The sequence below is a fragment of the Entomomonas sp. E7T21 genome (genome assembly GCF_058693955.1).
The window spans coordinates 95,256-118,747 of the sequence record NZ_CP191672.1 but is presented as its reverse complement, the minus strand read 5'-3'; the positions used below and the strand labels follow the sequence as shown (position 1 = coordinate 118,747).

The 23,492-nt window shown below is 35.1% G+C and carries 26 protein-coding genes; 12 read left to right on the top strand and 14 right to left on the bottom strand.

Translation table 11 applies throughout. From position 1 onward, the window contains the following. Positions 1-8: 8 nt before the first annotated feature. Together ACQVD9_RS00595 and gltS are read right to left on the bottom strand one after the other, a co-directional pair. A complete protein-coding gene (locus ACQVD9_RS00595) occupies positions 9-1,031 on the bottom strand; it encodes a DUF2066 domain-containing protein (RefSeq protein ID WP_264746975.1) in 1,023 nt (340 codons plus the stop codon). 184 nt (positions 1,032-1,215) lie between these two features. Then, on the bottom strand, positions 1,216-2,454 hold the full coding sequence (gene gltS / locus ACQVD9_RS00590) for a sodium/glutamate symporter (protein WP_264746974.1): 1,239 nt from the start codon (positions 2,452-2,454) through the stop codon (positions 1,216-1,218). Between the two features lie 427 nt (positions 2,455-2,881). Between gltS and purM the strand changes: the two genes are divergently transcribed. From purM to ACQVD9_RS00575, 3 genes are read left to right on the top strand one after another with little or no spacing between them, the layout of a single operon-like run. Then, positions 2,882-3,943 carry a phosphoribosylformylglycinamidine cyclo-ligase gene (purM, locus tag ACQVD9_RS00585; protein WP_264746973.1) on the top strand — a complete coding sequence of 354 codons (1,062 nt, stop codon included), beginning with the start codon at positions 2,882-2,884 and terminating at the stop codon, positions 3,941-3,943. Continuing rightward, a complete protein-coding gene (gene purN, locus ACQVD9_RS00580) occupies positions 3,943-4,599 on the top strand; it encodes a phosphoribosylglycinamide formyltransferase (RefSeq protein ID WP_264746972.1) in 657 nt (218 codons plus the stop codon). Before purM ends, purN begins: the two co-directional genes overlap by 1 nt. Then, positions 4,583-5,314 carry a DUF3108 domain-containing protein gene (locus tag ACQVD9_RS00575; protein WP_264746971.1) on the top strand — a complete coding sequence of 244 codons (732 nt, stop codon included), beginning with the start codon at positions 4,583-4,585 and terminating at the stop codon, positions 5,312-5,314. The genes purN and ACQVD9_RS00575 overlap by 17 nt, the downstream gene beginning before the upstream one ends. Before the next feature lie 7 nt (positions 5,315-5,321). Here the strand turns inward: ACQVD9_RS00575 and ACQVD9_RS00570 are convergent, their stop codons facing one another. Beyond that, a complete protein-coding gene (locus ACQVD9_RS00570) occupies positions 5,322-5,519 on the bottom strand; it encodes a hypothetical protein (RefSeq protein ID WP_264746970.1) in 198 nt (65 codons plus the stop codon). Between the two features lie 102 nt (positions 5,520-5,621). Between ACQVD9_RS00570 and ACQVD9_RS00565 the strand changes: the two genes are divergently transcribed. Genes ACQVD9_RS00565 through ACQVD9_RS00555 form a run of 3 tightly spaced genes read left to right on the top strand, consistent with a single transcriptional unit; the run spans position 5,622 to position 7,735 of the window. Beyond that, positions 5,622-6,986 (top strand): amino acid permease, encoded by a 1,365-nt coding sequence (locus ACQVD9_RS00565; RefSeq protein ID WP_264746969.1) that lies wholly within the window; start codon positions 5,622-5,624, stop codon positions 6,984-6,986. Between the two features lie 19 nt (positions 6,987-7,005). After that, entirely contained in the window at positions 7,006-7,440 is a 435-nt protein-coding gene (locus ACQVD9_RS00560; RefSeq protein WP_264746968.1) for a type II toxin-antitoxin system RatA family toxin, read from the top strand. After that, positions 7,433-7,735, top strand: a complete 303-nt coding sequence (locus ACQVD9_RS00555; RefSeq protein WP_264746967.1) for an RnfH family protein — start codon at positions 7,433-7,435, stop codon at positions 7,733-7,735. Before ACQVD9_RS00560 ends, ACQVD9_RS00555 begins: the two co-directional genes overlap by 8 nt. A 34-nt stretch (positions 7,736-7,769) precedes the next feature. Here the strand turns inward: ACQVD9_RS00555 and ACQVD9_RS00550 are convergent, their stop codons facing one another. After that, positions 7,770-8,249: an outer membrane protein assembly factor BamE gene (locus ACQVD9_RS00550; protein WP_264746966.1), complete on the bottom strand. Its 480-nt coding sequence runs from the start codon at positions 8,247-8,249 to the stop codon at positions 7,770-7,772. A 95-nt stretch (positions 8,250-8,344) separates the two neighbouring features. On the opposite strand from ACQVD9_RS00550, the gene fur reads away from it, so the two are divergent. From fur to ACQVD9_RS00525, 5 genes are all read left to right on the top strand, one after another. Further along, positions 8,345-8,749 (top strand): ferric iron uptake transcriptional regulator, encoded by a 405-nt coding sequence (gene fur / locus ACQVD9_RS00545; RefSeq protein WP_264746965.1) that lies wholly within the window; start codon positions 8,345-8,347, stop codon positions 8,747-8,749. Positions 8,750-9,001: 252 nt separating this feature from the next. Further along, a complete protein-coding gene (locus ACQVD9_RS00540) occupies positions 9,002-11,095 on the top strand; it encodes a carbon starvation CstA family protein (RefSeq protein WP_264746964.1) in 2,094 nt (697 codons plus the stop codon). Positions 11,096-11,153: 58 nt separating this feature from the next. Continuing rightward, positions 11,154-11,357 (top strand): YbdD/YjiX family protein, encoded by a 204-nt coding sequence (locus tag ACQVD9_RS00535; protein WP_201092899.1) that lies wholly within the window; start codon positions 11,154-11,156, stop codon positions 11,355-11,357. Positions 11,358-11,383: 26 nt separating this feature from the next. Further along, positions 11,384-12,343 carry a GTPase gene (gene yjiA, locus ACQVD9_RS00530; RefSeq protein WP_264746963.1) on the top strand — a complete coding sequence of 320 codons (960 nt, stop codon included), beginning with the start codon at positions 11,384-11,386 and terminating at the stop codon, positions 12,341-12,343. Next, positions 12,324-12,755, top strand: a complete 432-nt coding sequence (locus ACQVD9_RS00525; protein WP_264746962.1) for a protease inhibitor I42 family protein — start codon at positions 12,324-12,326, stop codon at positions 12,753-12,755. The genes yjiA and ACQVD9_RS00525 overlap by 20 nt, the downstream gene beginning before the upstream one ends. Positions 12,756-12,816: 61 nt before the next feature. On the opposite strand, the gene ACQVD9_RS00520 is transcribed toward ACQVD9_RS00525, so the two are convergent. The 4 genes from ACQVD9_RS00520 to prfB all read right to left on the bottom strand — a co-directional run bounded on the left by ACQVD9_RS00520 (position 12,817) and on the right by prfB (position 16,727). Further along, positions 12,817-13,374 (bottom strand): acyloxyacyl hydrolase, encoded by a 558-nt coding sequence (locus ACQVD9_RS00520; protein WP_264746961.1) that lies wholly within the window; start codon positions 13,372-13,374, stop codon positions 12,817-12,819. A gap of 236 nt (positions 13,375-13,610) precedes the next feature. Beyond that, entirely contained in the window at positions 13,611-14,009 is a 399-nt protein-coding gene (locus ACQVD9_RS00515; RefSeq protein ID WP_264746960.1) for a DUF2628 domain-containing protein, read from the bottom strand. Positions 14,010-14,107: 98 nt separating this feature from the next. Further along, complete coding sequence (lysS, locus tag ACQVD9_RS00510) at positions 14,108-15,604, bottom strand: lysine--tRNA ligase (protein WP_264746959.1); 1,497 nt, start codon at positions 15,602-15,604, stop codon at positions 14,108-14,110. 27 nt (positions 15,605-15,631) lie between these two features. Continuing rightward, positions 15,632-16,727, bottom strand: a protein-coding gene (gene prfB, locus ACQVD9_RS00505) for a peptide chain release factor 2 (protein WP_264746958.1) whose coding sequence is annotated in 2 segments (ribosomal slippage) — positions 15,632-16,654 and positions 16,656-16,727 — 1,095 coding nt in all. Because the reading frame shifts where the segments join, the coding sequence is not laid out codon by codon here. Between the two features lie 107 nt (positions 16,728-16,834). Here prfB and ACQVD9_RS00500 point away from each other — a divergent pair. Then, on the top strand, positions 16,835-17,350 hold the full coding sequence (locus ACQVD9_RS00500) for a hypothetical protein (RefSeq protein WP_264746957.1): 516 nt from the start codon (positions 16,835-16,837) through the stop codon (positions 17,348-17,350). Between the two features lie 42 nt (positions 17,351-17,392). On the opposite strand, the gene fumC is transcribed toward ACQVD9_RS00500, so the two are convergent. The 6 genes from fumC to ACQVD9_RS00470 all read right to left on the bottom strand — a co-directional run bounded on the left by fumC (position 17,393) and on the right by ACQVD9_RS00470 (position 23,431). Then, a complete protein-coding gene (fumC, locus tag ACQVD9_RS00495; RefSeq protein ID WP_264746956.1) occupies positions 17,393-18,802 on the bottom strand; it encodes a class II fumarate hydratase in 1,410 nt (469 codons plus the stop codon). A gap of 441 nt (positions 18,803-19,243) precedes the next feature. Then, positions 19,244-20,815, bottom strand: coding sequence for a phosphoethanolamine transferase family protein (locus ACQVD9_RS00490; RefSeq protein WP_264746955.1), 1,572 nt, complete (start codon positions 20,813-20,815; stop codon positions 19,244-19,246). Between the two features lie 154 nt (positions 20,816-20,969). Beyond that, on the bottom strand, positions 20,970-21,791 hold the full coding sequence (aroE, locus tag ACQVD9_RS00485) for a shikimate dehydrogenase (protein ID WP_264746954.1): 822 nt from the start codon (positions 21,789-21,791) through the stop codon (positions 20,970-20,972). A gap of 19 nt (positions 21,792-21,810) precedes the next feature. Beyond that, the gene (hemF, locus tag ACQVD9_RS00480; protein ID WP_264746953.1) at positions 21,811-22,722 is read right to left on the bottom strand and encodes an oxygen-dependent coproporphyrinogen oxidase; all 912 of its coding nucleotides are present in this window, start codon (positions 22,720-22,722) and stop codon (positions 21,811-21,813) included. 139 nt (positions 22,723-22,861) lie between these two features. Then, the gene (locus tag ACQVD9_RS00475) at positions 22,862-23,134 is read right to left on the bottom strand and encodes a DUF4031 domain-containing protein (RefSeq protein ID WP_264746952.1); all 273 of its coding nucleotides are present in this window, start codon (positions 23,132-23,134) and stop codon (positions 22,862-22,864) included. 159 nt (positions 23,135-23,293) lie between these two features. Beyond that, a complete protein-coding gene (locus ACQVD9_RS00470) occupies positions 23,294-23,431 on the bottom strand; it encodes a hypothetical protein (protein ID WP_264746951.1) in 138 nt (45 codons plus the stop codon). Positions 23,432-23,492: the final 61 nt, after the last annotated feature.

Genomic DNA, 23,492 nt, shown 5'->3' with positions numbered 1-23,492 from the left:
CCTTTTTGTTAGTTATTACTCGCTTTAAAAGTTAGAGTAGATGGTTGATTTGTAGTTGGTGTTGGAGAGTCTACTTTTTCTTCTACAAAATGTAGTAGTCCAAGCTGTGCTTTGATTTGCGCAGGATCAGCTTTTACTTGATAGCGTACCGTAGAGCCTGAAGTTTCTATTACTTTGCCATCAAAACTTGCCATTAAATTATTTACTTGTACATAACGGCTAAAGTCTACATTTTTTATCACGATTTCTAATGTTTCTGTTGAGGTCGTTTTGATAATAAAAACATTGGCTAACGCAGGATTAATAGCGGTAAAAATTTGTTCCGCTATTTGTGCTTCAGTAGATGCTGTGGCATCACCTTTCGCTAAAGGTTTCGCCTCATTAGCAGATAACCATAAACGCCATGTGGCTCGATAATTATTATCAGTTTGTTGCATATAAACAATTAATATAGCATTTGCTGCATACTGCTCTGATCCTTGTAAAACTTCTTTAGGATTATCTGCATTAAAATTGGTTTTATTAGCAAAGGCTTGTTCGCTTAAATCGGCTAATGGGAAACGTAAGGGGAAACCTTGTGTATTAGCAGCGGCTGTGATGGTCTTAGCAGATGGTTGGGCGTCACCTACTAAACTACTATCTGTGTTATTTTCGTTAAGCCACCATGTCATGATAATCGGGCGACGATTTTGCCAATAACTAATACCTGCTTTATTAAGTGCTTGTTCAATAGCTGTTTGATCAAATGATATAACCAAACGGCTAGGATTAGCTTGTTGTGTATAGTTCTCTAAGAAGTCGTTAGGTCTTTTTAGAATCTCTGTTATTGCTGTTTGCTCTGTAATTTTGAGATTTCCTGTTAATCGAGTTAATACAGTTGTTAATCCTTTACTTAATAAAGGATCTATTTGTTGTTCATTATTATCAATAGCTACCTCAACCTTTGTTATAGTATTTGCTAAGGTCATTGGTATTACTAGACTACAGGTACAAAATAAAGCGATAGAAAAATTGCGAAATAGAGTAAACATTCGATGGTTTCCTAAAGGAGCAATTTATTTGAAAGTTTAAATTTTATATAAAGAGAGATAGTACTTGTTTTTTAGGTGTATATAAAAAGTAAATTGTATTTTTTTGTTCCATATAGAAGCCGCTATTTTCAAATACATATTCAAGGATAATTACGTTTGAATATGTATTTGAAGTAGACGAAGCTTATACGGCTGGAGTCACTATTGTAAAGAATGGTAGTAATAAGAATAGTTTAATAATAATAGCATTTACAATATCAATAAAAAATGCACCAACCATCGGTACTACAATAAATGCAATATGTGAAGGTCCAAATCGTTCAGTAACAATTTGCATATTAGCAATGGCTGTGGGTGTTGCCCCTAAACCAAAACCACAATGACCTGCTGCTAATACAGCAGCATCATAATTTTTCCCCATAAGACGGAAAGTAACAAACACCGCGTATAATGCCATAATAATAGTTTGAATAACCAGAATAATAAGCATAGGGATAGCTAATGATGCGAGTTCCCATAATTTTAAACTCATCAATGCCATCGCTAAAAATAGAGATAGACAAACATTACCTAGGATGGATACAGAGCGTTCAACAATTTGAAAATTACTAATACGGGGGATAGTATTGCTTAAGATAACGCCAATAAAAAGCACACATACGAAGGTTGGTAACTCAAAGATAGTTCCTTGTAATAGTTGTTGCAAATATCTACCTAAGCTAAGACAAATAGCTAGCATAGCAATAGTTTCAATCATTGCTGTGGAGTTAATAGAGCGTTTAACTTGAGGTTTTTCAAAAACAGTGGAGTCAATGGGATTATCTTTTTCAGTTTCTGGATGTTCTGGATGTTCTTCTATTTTATTTTTCTTAATAAGATAACGTGCAACTGGACCCCCAATTATTCCACCAAAAACTAAACCAAATGTAGCACAAGCCATAGCGACTTCAATACCACCTGCAAAGCCATATTGGTTTACAAAAATATCACCCCAAGCCCCACCTGTTCCGTGTCCACCAGAAAGAGTAATAGAACCAGCTAATAATCCCATTAAAGGATCCATGCCTAAAGCAGTTGCTAAGCTAATACCAACAATATTTTGTATAAATAAGAGACCAACTACCCCAATTAAGAATATAAGGATCATTTTGCCACCAGAACGTAGTTGTTCAATATTGGCATTTAAACCAACACTGGCAAAAAACATAAGCATTAATGGGTCTCTTAATGACATATCAAAAGTTACTTGCCAATCAAATATTATTTTCGCCAACAGTAACATTATTGCAGCAAATAATCCTCCTGCCACAGGGCCAGGAATAGTATAGCGATTTAGAATATTAACTTTAGTAACAAGGAATTGCCCAAGTAATAAAACAAGGCTAGCAATGACTAGTGTGTTATAAACATCTATTTGTAACATTAAAAAGAGTCCCCTTTGTAGTCAATTTTTACTTTATTAAGAAGGTATACAAGAAATTTATAGGAGTAGTTTTATGTTTAACAACAAAATATAAACGATAAAGTTGTGTTAAGTTTGTATACAAGATAATTATAAAATTTCGCTATGCATAATAACCTAACTATATTGTATTAAGAAAGTAGTCATTATGATTAGAGGCTTGTTGATAGGCTGTATGCTTTTATTTGCAAGGCTTTTCTTATATCATATATTTAATAAATTAGTTTATTTTTGGTAGGTTTGATAAAATTGTTTTTAAGATATTTTCAGATAGAACCAAAAGAAGATTTTTAATATAAAATTTCATTAAATAATTTTTTTGATTGTTACAAAATTCACGTACAATAGGCTCTTTTAAAGCAGCCCTGTTATCGATAGGTTAACAAATATGAGTAATAAGCAACCCTCCCTCAGTTATAAAGATGCTGGCGTAGACATCAATGCAGGTGAAGCCCTTGTTGAGCGTATTAAGGGAGTAGCTAGACGTACTGCAAGGCCAGAGGTATTAGGTGGTTTAGGTGGCTTTGGTGCGTTGTGTGAAATACCGAAGGGATATGAGCAGCCAGTCTTAGTATCTGGTACTGATGGTGTGGGAACTAAATTACGATTGGCTATGCAGTTAGGGCTACACGATACAATAGGTATTGATTTAGTAGCGATGTGTGTTAATGATCTTGTGGTATGTGGTGCAGAACCATTATTTTTCTTAGATTACTATGCCACAGGTAAATTAAATGTTGATACAGCCGCTGATGTAGTAACAGGGATTGGCAAAGGTTGTGAAATGGCTGGCTGTGCATTAGTGGGTGGTGAAACAGCAGAAATGCCAGGCATGTATGAGGGAGATGATTACGATTTAGCAGGTTTTTGTGTAGGTGTAGTGGAAAAATCAAAAATTATAGATGGCTCTACAGTAGCTGCTGGTGATGTATTAGTGGCTCTACCTTCATCAGGACCACATTCTAATGGATACTCATTAATTCGTAAAATTATTGAGGTAAGTGGTGTTGATATTCAAAATACAGAGTTGGCAGGTAAATCTTTAGCTAGCTTGTTAATGGCACCTACTCGTATTTACGTTAAAGCATTACTTGAGCTGATTCGTCATGCCCCTGTAGTAAAAGCCATTGCCCATATTACAGGTGGGGGGTTATTGGAAAATATCCCACGAGTTTTACCTGAAAATACAGTAGCTCAAATAGATGTGGCAAGTTGGCAGCGTCCAGCTGTTTTTGACTGGCTACAACAGCAAGGTAATGTTGATGAAACAGAAATGCATCGTGTGCTTAACTGTGGTGTTGGTATTGTTATCTGTGTAGCAGAGAAAGACCTTGAGTTGGTAATTGATAATTTGCATGAGTCAGGTGAAAAGCCTTGGGTTGTTGGTCGTATAGAGCAAAGTGATATTGAACAACCATGTGTTATTCTAAATAATTTAAAGCAGCACTAATGAATAAGCCTTGTAAGATAGTTGTTCTTATATCAGGTAATGGTTCTAATTTACAGGCTATTATTGATAGTATTAACTCACAGCAATGTCCTGCTGAAATTGCGGCAGTTATTAGTAATAAAGCAGAGGCTTATGGTTTAGTGAGAGCAGAGCAAGCAGGTATTGCTGCACACTGTATTGCTCACCACCAATATCAAGATCGTCAGTTTTTTGATAAGGCATTGATGCAATTGATAGATCAATATCAGCCAGATTTAGTTGTGCTGGCTGGATTTATGCGGATATTAACAGATGATTTTGTGAATCATTATTTAGGACATCTTATTAATATTCATCCATCATTACTGCCTAAATATCCTGGACTCAATACTCACCAACGAGCATTAGAAGCTGGTGATAAACAACATGGCTGTAGTGTACATTTTGTAACACCTGTACTGGATGGTGGCCCTGTAATTATTCAAGGTGTAACAGCTATTACTGAAAACATAGATTTAGACATATTAAAAGATCGTGTTCATCAGTTAGAACATAAAATTTATCCCATTGCTATAACATGGTTTGCTGAACAACGTTTAGCATTAGTTAATAATGCAGCTATGTTGGATGCACAACCCTTGCCTTTGACTGGGTATTGTTATGAATCAAATGACTAAAACATTTATAGTTAGCTTATTTCTTTCTATTATTTTTATATTTCCTGCCCAAGCATGGCAATTAAAACCTTTTGAAACTACTTATACAGCAACAATCTCTAATATACCTTTTGACGGTCAAGCTACTTACAGCTTAACAAAAAAGGCCAATGAATGGCATTTTCAGACACTCGCTTCTATGGCTATTGCACAACGTGTTGAAAATAGTAGCTTTGTATTGAAAAATGGTGCCATTCAACCTTCCTTTTATAAATTTGAACAATCAGGTATTAGGTCTAAAGAAGTTTCTTTAACTTTTGATTGGAAAAAAATGTTTGCTAAAGGTCACTTTAAGGATAGAAAGCATGATGATGATATGTTTTTTGACCTTAAACACCATATGTTAGATCAGCTATCTACACAATTAGCCTTACAGATCGATATTGCTAATGGTAAGAAGCAGATGACTTATCAAGTGATAGAAGATGATGAGCTTGATACCTATAAATTTAAAGTATTAGGTGAAGAAACTATAGAAACACCTGTTGGCAATTTAGTAGCAGTAAAAGTGCAACGAGTAAGAGATGCTAATAGCAAACGACAAAGTTATATTTGGTTTGCTAAAGATTGGAATTATACAGTAGTGCGTCTTTATCATTTAGAGAAGAATGGGCAAGAGTATGTTATTTCCTTAGCCCATGGTAATGTAGATGGTAAGGAAATTAAAGGTAAGTAGTGAAAAGTTAGTTTTGATCCGCTTTTTCTAAGATGTCATCAATATTTTGTTTATGATCAAAACCAATTTGTTCAACCGTTTTTGCTTTATCTAATGCCTGTTTTTGACTATCCAAAAAAGTTTCAGAGGGTGGTTCAGCAGGCGAACAAGCAGTTAAGATGCATAATAGAACAGGTATAATGAGTAATTTTATATAAGTATTCATTGTCGATGTTTTTAGTAAATAAAATCTATACTATTTATTTTAATCTATTTATATTAGTAGCAGTTATAATAATTAGTTACATTTATATTCAAGGAGTTCTTAGTGAGCCGAATTGACTCTTCTGGGCAGCTATCAAGAGGTCTCACCAATAGGCATATTCAGTTAATTGCCTTAGGTGGCGCTATTGGTACAGGGCTATTTTTAGGTTCATCTAAAGCAATTACAATTGCAGGTCCTGCTATTTTATTAGGGTATGCGATTGGCGGCTTTGTCGCTTTTATGATTATGCGCCAATTAGCAGAGATGACTGTAGAGGAGCCGGTGGCTGGTTCTTTTAGCCATTTTGCCTATCGTTATTGGAGCCCTTTTGCAGGCTTTGCTTCTGGTTGGAACTATTGGTTGCTCTATGTTTTGGTGAGTATGTCGGAGTTAACCGCAGCGGCTCAATATATTCATTATTGGTTACCAGAAGTGCCCACTTGGATCTCTGTATTAAGCTGCTTTATACTAATTAATGCCATTAATTTAACAGCTGTTAAGATTTATGGTGAAGTAGAATTTTGGTTTGCCATTATTAAAGTGATTGCCGTTATTGCCATGATTCTGTTTGGTGGCTATCTGTTATTTTCTGGTGGTGCTGGGCCAGAAGCATCAGTTACAAACTTATGGGCTCATGGTGGTTTTATGCCTAATGGTATAGAAGGGCTCATTATTGCTTTAGCCATTATTATGTTTTCATTTGGTGGTTTGGAGCTAATAGGTATCACCGCAGCAGAAGCTGAACAGCCTGAAAAAACTATTCCAAAGGCTACTAATCAAGTCATTTATCGAATTCTAATTTTTTATATTGGTGCTTTAACAATATTGCTTTGTTTACACCCTTGGAATCAAATTAATCCTAATGAGAGTGCTTTTGTAACAGTATTCCACGATTTAGATCAATCTATTGTTTCTAATGTGCTTAATTTTGTGGTGTTAACAGCTGCACTGTCTGTGTATAACAGCGGTTTATATTGTAATAGTAGAATGCTTTATGGTTTGGCTGAACAAGGTAATGCGCCTAAACAGTTGATGTATACTAATCATCGTGGTACACCAATATTTGCGGTGATATTATCAGGGTTAGCAACATTAACTGCAGTGATACTAAATTATTATGTGCCAAAAGAAGCTTTTTCTATATTATTAGCATTAGTGGTTTCTGCTCTTGTCATTAACTGGGCAATGATTAGTTTTACCCATATCATGTTTAGACGACATAAGGATAAAGAGGGTGTTACGCCTAAGTTTAAGGCGCTATTTTATCCGCTAGGTAATATTTTCTGCCTTATATTTTTAACCGGAATGCTAGTGATTTTAGCTATGGATGAGGGAATGAGGCTTTCTGTGGAATTGATACCAGTATGGATTATTGTGCTAGCAATGGGGTATGGAATAAAACTTTACTTGAAAGGTAACAAGAATTAACTCTTAAATTAAGGTTGTTATGACAATACATGTTGAGCGCTCTGCCTTATTGTCTTATTCGGCACACAAGATGTTTGTATTAGTAAATGATGTTGCAAAATACCCTGAGTTTTTACCTTGGTGTACAGGAACTGAAATACTTGCTAGTTTTGATACTGAAATGGTGGCCAAGGTATTAATAGCTAAGGGACCGATTAAACAATATTTTATTACCAAGAATACCCTTGTTGCTGATACTTCTATTGAAATGAATTTACAAGAAGGGCCATTTAAGCAGTTACATGGGTTGTGGACATTCAATCAGTTAAGTGATGATGCTTGTAAAATTCATTTAGCAATGGATTTTGATTACAGTAACGTTATTATAAAAGCTACTTTAGGGCCTTTATTTAATAAGGCTGCTGGTACTATGGTAGATGTGTTCTGCCAACGCGCAAAGGAATTGTATGGCTAAGTTGATAAAAGTAGAAATAGCTTATGCCTTACCTGATCAGCAAACACTTTTAGCTATATCTGTAGCTGAAGGAACCACCGTCAAACAAGGAGTTGAATTAAGCGGTATATTACAACAATATGCTGAACTTGATTTACAAAATAATGCAGTAGGTATTTTTGGTAAACGAGTATTACGAATCGATCAACAAGAGCTGCAGGAAGGTGATCGTATAGAAATTTATCGTCCTTTGCAGGCAGATCCTAAAGAAGTACGTAGAAGAAGAGCAGAAAAAGCTGCTAATAAAAAAGCCTGATCTAAAATCAGGCTTTTTTATTAATGCATGAATTCTATAGAGCATCAGGGATAGGTATATCCATTATCTCTGTGCTATCTACTTCTCGTTGAATCTGCTCCTCTAATGAGCCAGAACCATCTGTAGGGGTGCTACTTGTTGTTCCTGTAGGTTTACCACCTAAAATCTCTTCATCACGTGTCATACCAGGTAGAAAATCACCAGCAAGCCCAATTAATTGATTATCTGTATTAAAAGTTAGGCTCACATTTTCTTGTTGCATAGCGCCACCACCAGGTTGGATACTATATATATAGTCCCAACGATTAGCATGAAATGGATCGGTAATCAGTGGGCTACCCATTAAATACCTAACTTGAGCACGTGTCATTCCAGGCCTTAATTGGTTAATCATATCTTGAGTAATGATATTACCTTGCTGGATATCAATTTTATAAACACTAGGAAAACATCCTGAAAGTGTTAAAAGGCCTATTATTATGCCGCTAAATAAGGTAAATTTTGGCTTTTGCATTAGAAACAGACTTCCACTAATATTATACTGTCTAGTTAAATTGTAATATCATACCTTTATTATGCCCCATTGCGAAGCTTAAAGTGAGAAAACATATGGTAGAAAATAATGAATTAAGAAAAGCTGGCTTGAAAGTAACCTTGCCAAGGGTAAAGATTCTACAGCTTTTAGATGCTGCAGAAAATCGTCATATGAGTGCAGAAGATGTGTATAAATCTTTAATGGACTCAGGGGAAGATGTTGGTTTAGCTACAGTCTATCGGGTATTAACGCAGTTTGAATCAGCTGGTCTTGTGGTTCGTCATAACTTTGATGGTGGTCATGCGGTATTTGAACTAGCTGATGGTGATCATCATGATCATATGGTGTGTGTAGACTCTGGTGAAGTAATAGAGTTTATAGACAGAGAAATTGAGGAGTTACAGCATAAAATTGCTGAACGTCATGGTTTTGATCTGGTAGATCATAATCTTGTGCTATACGTTAAAAAGAAAAAATAGCGATTAATATTAAAGCTTCGCTATTTGTTGTTATGATATTTTTTGTTGATTGATTAGTCGTTTTACATCATTTACACGTTAAGAGGTGTAGATGATGTAGAGAATTTATTGATAAAATTATAAAAACTACTACTTGTGGCTAATTCTCAATACAGTCTTAATCATGTTTAGATAATGACACTTCATCTTTGTAACAGTATGTTATATCCGGTATATTATTATTGCTTCTTATAATCATGATAAGGGTTTTATATGAAAACTAATAAAGTGCTTTGTCAAGTCCCATGGCTAATATTAGCGGTAGTGGGCGCTTGTTGTTTAGGGGTTGTTGCATTAAGGCGAGGGGAGCCTATTAGTGCATTGTGGATTGTAGTGGCCGCAATATCTATTTATTTAGTGGCTTATCGTTATTACAGTCTTTTTATTGCTACACGGGTTATGCAATTAGACCCAACTCGTGCTACACCAGCGGTGATTCGTAATGATGGGTTAGATTATGTTCCTACCAATAAACATGTATTATTTGGTCACCATTTTGCTGCAATTGCAGGGGCAGGCCCACTAGTTGGACCTGTACTAGCTGCGCAAATGGGTTATTTGCCGGGAACTTTATGGTTAATTGCTGGTGTGGTTCTAGCAGGCGCTGTACAAGATTTTATGGTTTTATTCTTGTCGACTCGCCGTAATGGTAGTTCATTAGGGGAAATGGTTAAGGAAGAGATGGGCCCCATAGCAGGTACAATTGCCTTGTTTGGTTGTTTCCTAATTATGATCATTATTTTGGCAGTATTATCTTTGATTGTGGTAAATGCTTTAGCCCATAGTCCATGGGGTGTATTTACTGTTATGGCAACAATACCAACGGCCATTTTTATGGGCGTGTATATGCGCTATATTCGCCCTGGACGTATTGGTGAGATTTCGATTGTCGGCTTAGTATTGTTATTGCTTTCTATCTGGTATGGTGGCGTTATTGCAGCTGATCCCTACTGGAGTAAAGTATTTGACTTTGACCATAAAACAGTTACCTTTATGTTAATTGGCTATGGTTTTGTAGCTGCTATGTTACCAGTATGGTTGTTGTTAGCACCTCGTGACTATTTATCTACTTTCTTAAAGATCGGTACTATTGTTGCATTAGCAATAGGTATTTTTTATCTTAATCCAGCGTTAAAAATGCCAGCTTTAACAGAATTTGCCTCTACTGGTAAAGGTCCTGTGTGGTCAGGTCATTTATTCCCATTCTTATTTATTACTATTGCTTGTGGTGCTGTATCAGGTTTCCATGCACTTATCTCTTCAGGTACTACACCAAAACTTTTAGCCAATGAAAAAGATGCTCGTTATATTGGTTATGGTGGTATGTTAATGGAGTCTTTTGTAGCTATTATGGCGTTAGTAGCTGCGTCCATTATCGATCCAGGTGTTTATTTTGCAATGAATAGTGCACCAGCTCTTGTAGGTAATACGCCAGAAGCTGTGGCTGCAGCCATTAATAGTTGGCAGTTAGGTTTTACAATTGAACCATCAGTCTTAGTTCAAACAGCAAAAGATATTGGCGAAAATACTATTTTACATCGTGCTGGTGGTGCTCCTACGTTAGCTGTGGGGATTGCACAAATTCTTCATCAGGCATTGCCAGGTGAGAATATGATGGCTTTCTGGTACCACTTTGCTATTTTATTTGAAGCGTTATTTATTTTAACCGCTGTGGATGCAGGTACTCGTGCTGGTCGCTTTATGTTACAGGATTTGTTAGGTAACTTTATTCCTGTACTTAAGAAAACCGAATCTTGGGGTGCTAATATCGTTGGTACAGGTGGTTGTGTGGCCTTATGGGGCTATTTACTCTATCAAGGTGTGGTAGATCCACTAGGTGGCGTAAATACTTTATGGCCATTATTTGGTACTTCCAACCAAATGTTAGCAGCAGTTGCGTTAATTCTTGCTACTACCATTTTAGTGAAGAAGAAACAAACCAAATATATTTGGGTAACGGCATTACCCGCAGTTTGGTTATTGATTTGTACTACTTATGCTAGCTTTATTAAAATATTTGCTGATGCACCTATGGGCTTTTATGCTCAAGCGGTAAAATATCAAGACGCGTTGCGTGCAGGTGAAGTTTTAGCTCCAGCAAAATCATTACATGATATGCAGAATGTGGTAATTAATAACTACACTAATACAGGCTTAAGTATCTTATTCTTATTAGTGGTTGCTAGTATTTTGTTCTTTGGATTTAAGACAGCACTTAAAGCGTCTAAAAATCCACAACGAACAGATAAGGAAACCCCTTATCAACCTTTACCAGAGGGTGGTGTTAAAACATCGCTTACTCACTAAGTAATAAAGAAATCCAGCATTATTTTTATAGTGCTGGATTTTCTGGAGATAACGTGTAATGTTTGGTAATTTAGGTAAAGCGGGTAAGTATTTAGGTCAGGCAGCAAAAATGCTAGTAGGTATGCCTGATTATGATAATTATGTTGCTCATATGAAAAATAACCATCCAGATAAGCCAGTGATGACTTATGAAGAGTTCTTCCGTGAGCGTCAAGAAGCGCGTTATGGTGGTAGGGGTAAGGGTGGTTTTCGTTGTTGTTGAGTAAATCTAGCGATTAAGGAATTTTTATGTCAGCTATTCCAGCTACAATTTTGACAGGCTTTCTAGGTGCTGGAAAAACTACATTATTACAGCATATTCTAAAAGAACAGCATGGCTATAAAATAGCGGTTATTGAAAATGAATTTGGTGAAGTAGCCATTGATAATACTTTATTAGGTGATAGGGCTACCCAAATTACCACACTAAGTAATGGTTGTATTTGTTGTAGCAGTCAGAATGAATTATCTGATGCTTTATATGATTTACTAGATGCAGTGGATGATGGGTTATTAGAGTTTGATCATCTTATTATTGAATGTACCGGTATGGCTGACCCTGGCCCAATTATTCAAACTTTTTTCTCTTCGGAAGTATTGGGTGAACGCTATTTATTAGATGGTGTTATTACTTTAGTTGATGCAGTACATGCTATGCAGCAGTTAGATCAATTTGCTATAGCACAAGCTCAAGTAGGTTATGCTGATCGTATTTTAATTACAAAAACAGATATTAATCCTGATACTGATCTTTTAGAGCAAAGATTACGCAAAATTAATGTAAGAGCACCAATCTATAAAGTTATCCAAGGACAAATAGACTTAACTGTATTATTTAATATTGAAGGTTTTATTTTAAATGATCAGTTAACTATTGCTACACCTATATTTAGCCCAGTTATGGCTAATCAGCAAACTAATAGTATTCAATCGATGGTAGTGCGTCTGGATAAACCTTTGGAATTAAGTGGGGTATCTGATTTTATGGATAATTTACTAACTACTTATGGTGATCAGATTTTACGTTACAAAGGTATATTATCCATTGCTAATGAGCCATGTCGTTTATTATTTCAAGGTGTGCAAAAGCTATATAGTGCTGATTGGGATAGAGATTGGCAAGCAGATGAAAAACGTGAAAGTGTGTTAGTTTTTATTGGTTTAAATTTACCTGAACAAGAGATTAGAGATGGATTTGCTAATTTATAAAAAGAGATGGGATATATTACTGAGACTTATTGTTCTCATTGCTGCTAGTATCTTATTAGTTAGTTGTGCGAGTAAAGCGATTGCCCCTTTAGTTGTAATGGATCAGTTTGCTTGTCAATCTATTAAATTAGCAGTTAACCAAGAGTTAGTGGTTAATTTACCAAGTAATCCAACTACAGGGTATCGTTGGTCACTTGTAAATCAGCCTCATTTCTTAAAAGTGGTTGAGGATGATAATTATCAGCAAGATAAAACGGATGGTGAACCACGAGTAGGTGTGGGTGGACAGTCTTTATGGATTTTTAGAGCAGAAGCAATAGGTAGTGATCAGTTAGATTTAATTTATCATAGACCTTGGGAAAAAGAACAAGCGCCTGCCAAACAGTTAAGTTGTAAGATTACTGTTCATTAGCATGAAAAAGTTTTTAATAAGTTAATTAGGATATGTTGACCCTAAATAACTATAAATATAATTAAAAAGCGTAACTGTAAAATAAGGAGTAATTATTTATACCTTGGTTGGGTTTTTTAATGCCAGCATTGGAGTAATGTATAACCCGTAAACCAAGTTTTTGTCTATCTAAGAATGTAATGCCTAATCCTAAACGGTCTTCAAAATTAAAAGCTGAGCCAAGTTTTTTATTAGAAACGCGTGTTCTTGAGAAACCAGTAATACCTATTCCAGCCTCAATATAGGGTTTTATTTCACTGTTTGTATTAAAGTTATAAGTAAATACTGGTGCAAAAGAAAGTGAATGGTTGCCAGTTGCTTTATCACCCCCTTGCCAGTAGGTATAGCCAAAATCCCAATAGCCTGATATATAACCTGCAAAGGAATTAAGCCAATTTACATTCCATGGAGATGTGATCGAAAAACGATAAGTCATGTCTCCAGCATCTGTTGTACCAATTGCAATACTAGTATCAAAGTGATATTTAGTATTGCTGTTAGATATTGAATGCTCTTGAGCAAGGGTTATAGTTGGTATGGCCAATAATATTGCAACAACAATAGCAGTCATTGTTCTCATAAAATAATCCTTATACCTTATCTATAAAAATAGCAAACCACAGTTAAATTATTAGCATCCAAACTTATGATTGGTTCAATTGAACTATTATAATTTTGCTGTGATTATTACATTACTGACAATAATTAATTTTAGTACAGTGTTATTGTTTAATAAAGGAAAGAAATATTTTAGAAAGAGTAGGTACATAGCAAATAAATAATATTTGTAATGATGGTTCTAAAGAAAGTTAAGTATTACATTATTAGTTGAGAATGTTCACCTTCAAGAAATAAGGTAATAGCCCGCTGTGGGCTTTCAGCTGTAATAGTTGCTACTTGTGTGTAGCCTCTACTGATTAAGTTTTTTTCTCTTAAGCTGTTGCCATATATCCCTAATAGCAGGCATACAACTATACCAAATACTGACCCGATACCATTTATAATCGCCACTGCTTCTTCCATAGGCATGTCTTTTACAGCAGCACCTACAATAGTTTGTAGGAGAATTGAAATAATAAAAAGACCAAAACCAAGCCACCATATTCTTTTTACAAACGTCCAGATAATGCCAAAGAAAAATGCAGGCCAAGACCAACCTTGTTTAACAGCTTCATAAATGCCTAAAGAGTTTTTAAAAATCTTATAGTTATTCATTGTTTTGTTCTCAAGATAAGTCGTTAATAACAAGGGTATGGAAAAAGTATTTTAGCAACAATGGGCTAGGATGGTATTAGCCCATTGTTGGATTTTTATTATTTATCTAAAGGGCGCATGTGAGGGAATAGAATCACATCACGAATAGAAGGTGAATCAGTTAATAGCATTACTAGTCGATCGATACCAATGCCTTCACCTGTGGTTGGTGGCATACCATATTCTAATGCATTAACAAAGTCAGCGTCATAGTGCATGGCTTCATCATCGCCAGCATCTTTATCTTTTACTTGTTGCATAAAACGTTCTGCTTGGTCTTCAGCGTCATTAAGCTCAGAGTAAGCATTAGCAATTTCACGACCACCAATAAATAATTCAAAGCGATCAGTAACACTAGGATCTTCATCGTTACGACGAGCTAATGGTGATACTTCAAAAGGATATTGGGTAATAAAGGTTGGCTGTTCTAGTTTATGTTCTACTAGTTCTTCAAAGATCATGGTTTGTAATTTGCCCAAACCTTCATAACCTTTTACATCAGCCCCTGCTTTTTTAGCAATGGTGCGTGCTTTTTCTATATCTTTTAGATCATCAGCAGTAATTTCAGGGTTATATTTTAATATGGAGTCAAATACAGATAACCGAGCGAATGGTTCACCAAAGTGGAATACTTTGCCTTGGTAAGACACATCTGTGGTACCTAATACTAATAAGGCCAGTTCGCGGAATAACTCTTCCGTTAAATCCATATTATCTTCATAGTCGGCATAAGCCTGATACCATTCAATCATGGTAAACTCTGGATTATGACGAGTTGAAACCCCTTCATTGCGGAAGTTACGATTAATTTCAAATACTTTCTCAAAACCACCTACTACTAGACGTTTTAGATATAGCTCAGGAGCGATACGTAAAAACATATCCATAGCTAATGCATTGTGGTGAGTTTGGAAAGGTTTGGCTGCCGCACCACCTGGAATGGTTTGTAACATAGGTGTTTCTACTTCGATAAAATCACGATCTATTAAAAATTTACGGATATGACTAATAATTCTTGAGCGTGTTTTAAAAACATTACGCACTTCGTCATTAACAATTAGATCTACATAACGTTGACGATAACGCATTTCTGTATCGGTTAAACCATGATGTTTATCAGGTAAAGGACGTAATGATTTGGTGAGTAGACGAACATCTTGTAAGTGAATAAATAGATCGCCTTTATTGGAACGAGATAAGTAGCCTTCTGCACCAATAATATCACCTAAATCCCAAGTCTTGATATCTACAAGGGTTTCTTCAGGTAAATTCTTACGGTCTACATACAGTTGAATACGACTGGTCATATCCTGTACAACTAAGAAAGCACCACGATTTAACATTAAACGGCCAGCAATTTTGATCTGTTTTTTATCAGCCTCTAATGTTTCCTTATCCTTACCCTCACCAAAGGCTAGGAGGTCAGTAATATAACTATTACGACGAAAATCATTAGGGAAAGCAACTGAGTTCTTATCTCGTAAAGCAGCTAATTTTTCTTTACGTTGTGCGATCAGTTTGTTTTCATCCTGCTGTTGTATGGTTTGTTCAGTCATATTGTTTCTCGTTTATATCGCTTAAAATTAGAGGCCTTGTTTTAAACTTGCTTCAATAAATTTATCTAAGTCACCGTCTAATACGGCATCACAGTTAGTATTTTCAACACCAGTTCGTAAATCTTTAATACGAGATTGGTCTAGTACATAAGAGCGAATTTGACTACCCCAGCCAATATCAGATTTAGTGTCTTCTAATGCTTGAGCAGCTGCATTACGTTTTTGCATTTCTAACTCATATAATTTAGCACGTAACATTTTCATGGCATGGTCTTTATTCGCATGCTGTGAACGTTCGTTTTGGCAGCTTACTACAGTATTAGTAGGAATATGGGTAATACGTACTGCTGAATCAGTGGTATTAACGTGCTGTCCACCTGCACCTGATGAGCGGTAAGTATCAATGCGTAAATCTGCTGGGTTAATATCAATTTCAATATTATCGTCAATTTCAGGTGAAACGAATACAGCAGCAAAAGAGGTATGGCGACGATTTCCAGAGTCAAAAGGGCTCTTTCTTACTAATCGATGTACACCAATTTCAGTACGTAACCAGCCGAATACATATTCTCCCTCAATATGAACTGTAGCCGATTTAATACCAGCTACTTCACCAGCCGATAGTTCAACAATCTGTGTCTTAAAACCATGACTATCTGCCCAACGTAGGTACATACGTAATAGCATATTTGCCCAGTCTTGGGCTTCAGTACCGCCTGAACCTGATTGAATATCCAGATAAGCGTTATTAGGGTCCATTTCACCACTAAACATACGGCGAAACTCAAGTACTTCCATAACACTATTTAAGCGGTTGACTTCTTTTTCTATATCGGCAACGGCAGCTTCATCATTTTCTTCCACTGCCATTTCTAATAAGTCTTTGGCATCGGCTAGACCACCCGTCATTTCATCAATAGTGGCTACGACTTGTTCTAATTGTGAGCGCTCTCTGCCTAAGCTTTGTGCTTGTTCTGGATTATTCCAAATGGTAGGGTCTTCTAATTCTCTTGTGACCTCAATTAAGCGATCTTTTTTAAGATCGTAGTCAAAGATACCCCCGAATGGCTTCGGTGCGTTCTGTTAAATCTTTTATTGTGTTTAGAATAGGATTAATTTCCATCACAAAACCTATTAATATTACCGTGTGAAAACTGATTATTATAACTGGTTTATCAGTAAAATAGTTAATATTGAGTTAATTTAAACAGTTAAAAACGAGAGAAAATAATGAATAAGGGATTAAATAAGTCAAAATTAAAGAAAGATTATTCTGTAGCAAGCATATTTTTTGCTGTAATTTTTGTTGGCCTAGGTCTTCTGCAACAAGGGCTACTCATTCAAGTAATTATGCTATTTTTTTTAGTACCTTGCTTTCTATTATTTGTAGCTATTTCTTTATTTCGTAGACAATGGAACGTTTTATTCACTAAGTTTGCTCTTTGGCTAGTTGCAATAACATTAGGATTATTAGGGCAGTATTATCTTTATTATGTTTGGAAACAAGAAGCAAGTCAGGTGATTATATTTTTAGATCATTATAAACAAGAGAAAAATCAGTATCCTGAAACAGTGATTTTTAATAAATTACTCAGTAGTAAGTTAAATGGCAAATATCGGTTTTTCTATAATTGCAATGAAAAAACGAATTTTTATCCTATGCTTCTCTCCCCCAGTCCAAATATGCCATTTGATACTTATAATTATGATTTTAAGGATAAAAAATGGCATTATAGAGCAGATTAAGCACTCTAACACTGTATTGGAATTAAAGTGCTGTTGTTAAGATTAGAGCTGGCTTCTATTCAAATTAGTCATCGCTAATGGGTCAACCCATTTATCAAAGTCTTCTGCTGATACTAGATTTAACTCTAAAGCTACCTGTTTTAAGCTTTTGTTTTCCTTATGAGCTGTTTTCGCAATAAGAGCAGCCTTATCATAACCAATATGTTTATTAAGTGCTGTTACTAACATTAGATTATTTTCTAAGTGTTTTTTAATAACAGGTAAGTTAGGTTCAATACCTACAGCACAATGCTCATTAAAGGATAGGCAAGCATCAGAGAGTAGGTCAATACTTTCTAATACATTATGTACCATCACAGGTTTATAAACATTTAATTCAAAATTACCTTGGCTACCTGCAAAGGCCACCGTTGCATCATTACCAAATACTTGCGCACATACCATGGTTAAGGCTTCGCATTGGGTTGGATTGACTTTGCCTGGCATAATAGAAGAACCAGGCTCGTTTTCTGGAATAAGAATTTCCCCTATACCACAACGAGGACCACTGGCTAACCAACGAACATCATTAGCTATTTTTAATAAGGAACCTGCTAGTGTTCTTAATGCAGCAGAAACATTAACTAAAGCATCATGTGCTGCTAAAGAAAAGAATTTGTTTTTAGATGAAATAAAAGGGTGTCCTGTAAGCTCAGCAATATTGGCAGCGCAACGATCACCAAATTGTGGATGAGCATTTAAACCTGTACCCACAGCAGTACCACCAATAGCTAAACTATAAACACCTTGTAGGGTATTTTTTACAGTATCTAAGGCAAAATCAATTTGTGCTACCCAGCTACTAATTTCTTGACCTAGCGTAATAGGGGTAGCATCTTGTAAATGAGTTCTACCTGTTTTAACCACTTCTCTGTATTGTTCGCTTTTTTTCTGTAGAGTATCTCTTAACTGGCTAACATCAGGGAAAAGTCTGTTAAATAACTCTAATACAACAGCAATATGCATAGCGGTTGGAAATGTATCATTGGATGATTGGCCACAGTTTACATGGTCATTGGGATGAACCGCTTTTTTATCACCAATTTGCCCACCCAATATTTCTACTGCACGATTAGCAATTACTTCATTGCCATTCATATTGGATTGGGTGCCAGAGCCTGTTTGGAATACTACAAGGGGGAAGTTATCATTTAATTTTCCAGCAATAACATCATCCGCTGCTTTGGCGATGGCATCTGCAATATTGCTAGGTATTTCACCTAGATCTCTATTCGCTAGGGCTGCTGATTTTTTTAGAATACCAAATGAATGGATGATAGTAGGGTGCATCTTAAAGCGATCAACACCTATCTTAAAATTATGAATAGAGCGCTCGGTTTGTGCTCCCCAATATTTGTCAGCAGGTACATCAATTTCACCCATTGAATCATATTCTTTACGTATATTGCTCATAACTTACCCTTTATTTAGATTAAATTTAATTATTGTTGATATTGGATAAACTAAAAACTATCAGAGTTCAATTTATTTCCCTCATGACATGAGAGATATTAGTCTAACGGTAGACTGTAATTATTTATATTACTATAGATAATTTAGTTTATTTAATAGATATATTAATTATTTTAAAAAGTTCTTGCAAATGATAATGATAATCATTAATATTTATCCAAGTTGATCGCAAGACCAACTGGCAAGTCAAAGTATCCGATCTTCTGTTTGAGATTGTTTGGTTTGTCTCCTCATCAGGCTAATCACGGTTTTTACCCAGCATTTTGCTGGGTATTTTTTTATTGTGCTTTGCATTGCTTTTGATCTTTGCAAGGAGCTTTGCCTGATTTGATATCATCAAATTTATAAGCTATACCATCTGAATGATAAACATATAATCCATCACTTAGACTGTTCTATTAAATGATTATCTATATCAAATCCTATAATTTCAAGAAGAATATAATTCAAATTAATAGTGTTCAATATATTGTTATTGCTACGATATGCATCTATCAGGGATTCAATGTTAAGTTTATTTTTATTTTGTAAAGTAATAAATGGTATTTCATATTGAAGAGCACCTCCACCAAAAACCATACCATGGCCTTTGTTAATAATTTCACCATGATCAGAGATGAAAATCATTACAGTATTTTCATCGTGTTTTCTTATTACATCTACTATTTTTAATAAGACCCTATCTGTGTGATGTATTGTTCTATCATAGTTAGTATTTTCTGGTGTAGTAGTTAGGGCCTCCTTATCTTTTTTATCAAATCTTTCAAGATAATCCATATGACTTCCTTGCATATGTAAAACAAAAAACTGTTTTTTCCCTGTCTCATAGTGTTTATCTAATAGTTCGGGTAGAACGAGATCTTCCTCTGTACCTAATAAATCATGGGAGTTCGAATCATAAAAAATATTACTGCTTTTGGCGATCATTCCTACATAATTACTGTATACAGCAGTTTCATGAGTTGTTGAAAACCATAATGTTTCGTAATTAGCAATGTGAGCCATTTCAACGATATTTTTATAATTATAAAAGTTGTTTTTATTATGTGGGGTTGCATAGGAGAGAGATAGTCTTATGGATTCTCTTGTAATAGGAGCGCCTGATATAACATTCTGAAATACAGTGATTTCGTTATTTTTATAAAGGTTATTTAAATTAGGGGTAGTTGGAAATTCATAGCCATAAAGTGAAAAGTGCTGTCTTAAAGCTGTTTCACCCAGTATTACAACAATTTTTAAGGGCGTTTCTTTAGTATATGATAATTTAATACCTTCAGGCCATGCTGTATGATGGATATTTGTGTTAATTTTTCTAACCTCATTAATATAGCTAACTAAACAAAAGGAATCTCCTAAAATGAAGGGATAAAAAATTTGCATTGTTGGAGCTAACATTATTAAAGGAATTGTAGAGAAATCTTCTTTTCCACGTTCATCAAAAGTATTATAAATAGAATGAATTCTGCTAGAAACATCTGCAATGCTAATTGCAAATAGAATGAATGCGAAAATAATTTGTTTTTTAAAAGAAAATTTTTTAATTTCAGAAACAGATTTAATAAAGAGAAAACACAATAGTACAGTTATAGGTATTGAGATTAATAGGATAATTTTAGCTACAAAAATACCATAAACTATATTTGTATCGATAACAGATTCTAAGATAACTAAACTTATTCGCTCGCTATTTTCAATAACATATGCTATCTCAAGAGCCATAATTGTGCTAAATAAAAATATAATAAGAATATTTAAGATTTTTAAGCGGCTTGTAGCAACAATTAACCATGAGACAATAGAAATATTGGCAATCAAATCCGTAATTACAACAACATCCATAAAGTAAAATAAGATAAATGTTAATGTGATGCATGTAGTGAGTAGCCATTTTACTTTTTTTATAAAGTCAAATGGTACAAAATCATATTGTAGAATAGTTTTTATATTTTGCATAAAAGCTTCAGAAATAGCATATTAAATAATAAAAGTATTGGATAAATATAATTATAGGTTACATTTAGTAAATAACTGAAACTATAAATTAATTTATTGGCTTTTTATTAAGAAAGATTGGGATAATGGAGACTCAGTTTATAAATAATAAAATTTAATCCCTTACTAATTGTTGACGAAGAAATTTCAGAACAGTATCTGTTTTAGGTTGAACGCCTCGCCAAAGGGAAAAGGCTTCAGCTGCTTGTTCTACTAACATTCCTAAGCCATCAATAGTTTTAGCCGCCCCATTTTTTTTACCCCATTGACAAAAAACTGTAGGCTCTTTGCTGTACATCATGTCATAGCAAATAGTTTTTTTAGGTTGTATAAGTTGAGCATTGATATTAGGTAACTCATTACTCAGGCTGGCAGAAGTAGCATTAATAATTAAATCAACAGGCTCTATTAGGGTTTCGTAACTATGCGCGCTGATATAACCTAGATGTTTTGTAAGTTCAACTAAGATTTCAGCTTTATTTAACGTACGATTAGCTATTAGTAGGTGTTGTGGTTGTTCGTTGAGAATGGGTTCAATCACACCACGAGCAGCCCCACCAGCACCTAATAATAAGATAGTTTTACCCTTTAGATTAATACTAGCATTTTTTAGGTCACGTACTAATCCAACACCATCAGTATTATCACCTAGCAAAGTACCATCTGCTAGTTTCTTTAAGGTATTAACTGCTCCTGCTAGTTGTGCTCTGGGTGTTAGCTCATTTGCTATGTGATAGGCTTCTTCTTTAAAGGGAACAGTAATATTACAACCTTGGCCTGTTTCAAGGAACTTTTTAATTGCTGCAGCAAAACCACCTATAGGAGCAAGGATAGGCTCATAAATTATTTTTTGATTAGTCTGTTGTGCGAATAATCGATGAATAATAGGTGATTTACTGTGAGCTATAGGGTTACCGAAAACGGCATAGTGATCCATATATAAATTCACTCTCAAATTAAATATTTAGCCAATTACGATTTGTTAAAAAGTACTCTGTTAACTCAGCCTCAGGTGTATTTGGCACAGGATGCCAATTGTATCCCCAACGAACTTCTGGAGGCAATGACATTAAAATAGATTCTGTACGACCACCAGATTGTAAGCCAAACAATGTGCCACGGTCATATACGAGATTAAACTCTACGTAGCGACCACGGCGAAAAGCTTGGAACTCTCTTTGTTGTTCGGTGAAAGGAGTATTTTTGCGACGTTTGATAATCGGAATATAAGCCTTAGTATAAGCATTACCAATGGCTTGGATAAAAGCAAAACAGGTTTCAAAGTCCCAATCATTTAAATCATCAAAAAATAAACCACCAATACCTCTTGGTTCCATACGATGTTTTAGATAAAAATATTCATCACACCATTTTTTAAAACGAGGATATGTTTCTTCACCAAAGGGTTTACAAGCATCGTAGGCAACTTGATGCCAATAAATACAGTCTTCTTCTACGGCATAATAGGGAGTTAGGTCAAAGCCACCACCAAACCACCAAACAGGCGCATGTCCTTCTTTTTCTGCTACAAATAACCTAACATTGGCATGGGAGGTAGGAATATGTGGATTTTCAGGGTGAATAACTAGTGAAACTCCCATTGCTTGGAAGTTTCTACCAGCTAACTCTGGACGATGTGCCGTAGCTGAGGGAGGGAGCCCTTGTCCATAGACATGAGAAAAGTTAACGCCTCCTTTTTCAATAATGGCACCATTACTAATAACTCGAGTACGTCCGCCACCACCTGTTGGACGATTCCAACTTTCTTCAATAAATGTTGCTTTACCATCTTCTACTTCTAAGGTTTGGCAAATGTTATCTTGTAATGATAGTAAATAGTTTTTTACTGCTTCAATAGGTAAAGTCATAGGGTAATCACATTTTTATAGCGGTTGTATGCACAGGCTTGCATATTCTTTATAGGGTTGGAGTATATCACTTATCTTGTTGGTAAAAACTTAGTAATCTGTATTAGATCGATAGAAAATAGTAATTTTGGGAATATAATCAGTAGAAAGAATCCTGAAATTGTTCTTTTAGTTGCTTTGCACAGCGAATAATATCTCTACGATTACCAGCGATTGCGCCTAGTTGTAGAGCCATTTCCCTTAATTCTATGGTTATATCATAGTGGGGATAGGATGCATCATAATGAAAGCCTCTGCGAGGAATTTCCAAACGTTTAGCAAAATGATGTAGTTCATCTAACGTATCCGCTACGAGATGACACCACAATTTACCCATATGGGGAACACGTACATTGTCTACATAGATAGCCATATAAATCAGCCAACATCAATTAATCACAAATTAAAAAAATTACTCTAATAAGTATATATAAGGGCATTTATTATATATTTAAACTTAAAACGATTATTTTGGCTATTGGTTTTATTTAGCCATAGCTTGTGCTTTGATTTCAGTTTTTTTGTACTATAGCTATTTTAATGCCATGGTAGTCATTGTTTCTTTAAAGAACCGTTGGCTATTTACTTGGGTAATCTCGTCAGCATTGTCTTTTAATTGCTGTTGAATATTCTCCATGATATTAGTTAAATTAAGATTATTAGTAGTCATAGTTATATTCCTCAACTTAGTTTATAAGTAGTTATAAGAGATTACAGAGTACACCTATATT

What these genes read in the sequence shown, in the direction of transcription:
- ACQVD9_RS00595 (WP_264746975.1), bottom strand. Translation starts at nt 1,031, where the DNA reads ATGTTTACTCTATTTCGCAATTTTTCTATCGCTTTATTTTGTACCTGT.
- gltS (WP_264746974.1), bottom strand. Translation starts at nt 2,454, where the DNA reads ATGTTACAAATAGATGTTTATAACACACTAGTCATTGCTAGCCTTGTT.
- purM (WP_264746973.1), top strand. Translation starts at nt 2,882, where the DNA reads ATGAGTAATAAGCAACCCTCCCTCAGTTATAAAGATGCTGGCGTAGAC.
- purN (WP_264746972.1), top strand. Translation starts at nt 3,943, where the DNA reads ATGAATAAGCCTTGTAAGATAGTTGTTCTTATATCAGGTAATGGTTCT.
- ACQVD9_RS00575 (WP_264746971.1), top strand. Translation starts at nt 4,583, where the DNA reads ATGAATCAAATGACTAAAACATTTATAGTTAGCTTATTTCTTTCTATT.
- ACQVD9_RS00570 (WP_264746970.1), bottom strand. Translation starts at nt 5,519, where the DNA reads ATGAATACTTATATAAAATTACTCATTATACCTGTTCTATTATGCATC.
- ACQVD9_RS00560 (WP_264746968.1), top strand. Translation starts at nt 7,006, where the DNA reads ATGACAATACATGTTGAGCGCTCTGCCTTATTGTCTTATTCGGCACAC.
- ACQVD9_RS00555 (WP_264746967.1), top strand. Translation starts at nt 7,433, where the DNA reads ATGGCTAAGTTGATAAAAGTAGAAATAGCTTATGCCTTACCTGATCAG.
- ACQVD9_RS00550 (WP_264746966.1), bottom strand. Translation starts at nt 8,249, where the DNA reads ATGCAAAAGCCAAAATTTACCTTATTTAGCGGCATAATAATAGGCCTT.
- fur (WP_264746965.1), top strand. Translation starts at nt 8,345, where the DNA reads ATGGTAGAAAATAATGAATTAAGAAAAGCTGGCTTGAAAGTAACCTTG.
- ACQVD9_RS00540 (WP_264746964.1), top strand. Translation starts at nt 9,002, where the DNA reads ATGAAAACTAATAAAGTGCTTTGTCAAGTCCCATGGCTAATATTAGCG.
- ACQVD9_RS00535 (WP_201092899.1), top strand. Translation starts at nt 11,154, where the DNA reads ATGTTTGGTAATTTAGGTAAAGCGGGTAAGTATTTAGGTCAGGCAGCA.
- yjiA (WP_264746963.1), top strand. Translation starts at nt 11,384, where the DNA reads ATGTCAGCTATTCCAGCTACAATTTTGACAGGCTTTCTAGGTGCTGGA.
- ACQVD9_RS00525 (WP_264746962.1), top strand. Translation starts at nt 12,324, where the DNA reads ATGGATTTGCTAATTTATAAAAAGAGATGGGATATATTACTGAGACTT.
- ACQVD9_RS00520 (WP_264746961.1), bottom strand. Translation starts at nt 13,374, where the DNA reads ATGAGAACAATGACTGCTATTGTTGTTGCAATATTATTGGCCATACCA.
- ACQVD9_RS00515 (WP_264746960.1), bottom strand. Translation starts at nt 14,009, where the DNA reads ATGAATAACTATAAGATTTTTAAAAACTCTTTAGGCATTTATGAAGCT.
- lysS (WP_264746959.1), bottom strand. Translation starts at nt 15,604, where the DNA reads ATGACTGAACAAACCATACAACAGCAGGATGAAAACAAACTGATCGCA.
- ACQVD9_RS00500 (WP_264746957.1), top strand. Translation starts at nt 16,835, where the DNA reads ATGAATAAGGGATTAAATAAGTCAAAATTAAAGAAAGATTATTCTGTA.
- fumC (WP_264746956.1), bottom strand. Translation starts at nt 18,802, where the DNA reads ATGAGCAATATACGTAAAGAATATGATTCAATGGGTGAAATTGATGTA.
- ACQVD9_RS00490 (WP_264746955.1), bottom strand. Translation starts at nt 20,815, where the DNA reads ATGCAAAATATAAAAACTATTCTACAATATGATTTTGTACCATTTGAC.
- aroE (WP_264746954.1), bottom strand. Translation starts at nt 21,791, where the DNA reads ATGGATCACTATGCCGTTTTCGGTAACCCTATAGCTCACAGTAAATCA.
- hemF (WP_264746953.1), bottom strand. Translation starts at nt 22,722, where the DNA reads ATGACTTTACCTATTGAAGCAGTAAAAAACTATTTACTATCATTACAA.
- ACQVD9_RS00475 (WP_264746952.1), bottom strand. Translation starts at nt 23,134, where the DNA reads ATGGCTATCTATGTAGACAATGTACGTGTTCCCCATATGGGTAAATTG.
- ACQVD9_RS00470 (WP_264746951.1), bottom strand. Translation starts at nt 23,431, where the DNA reads ATGACTACTAATAATCTTAATTTAACTAATATCATGGAGAATATTCAA.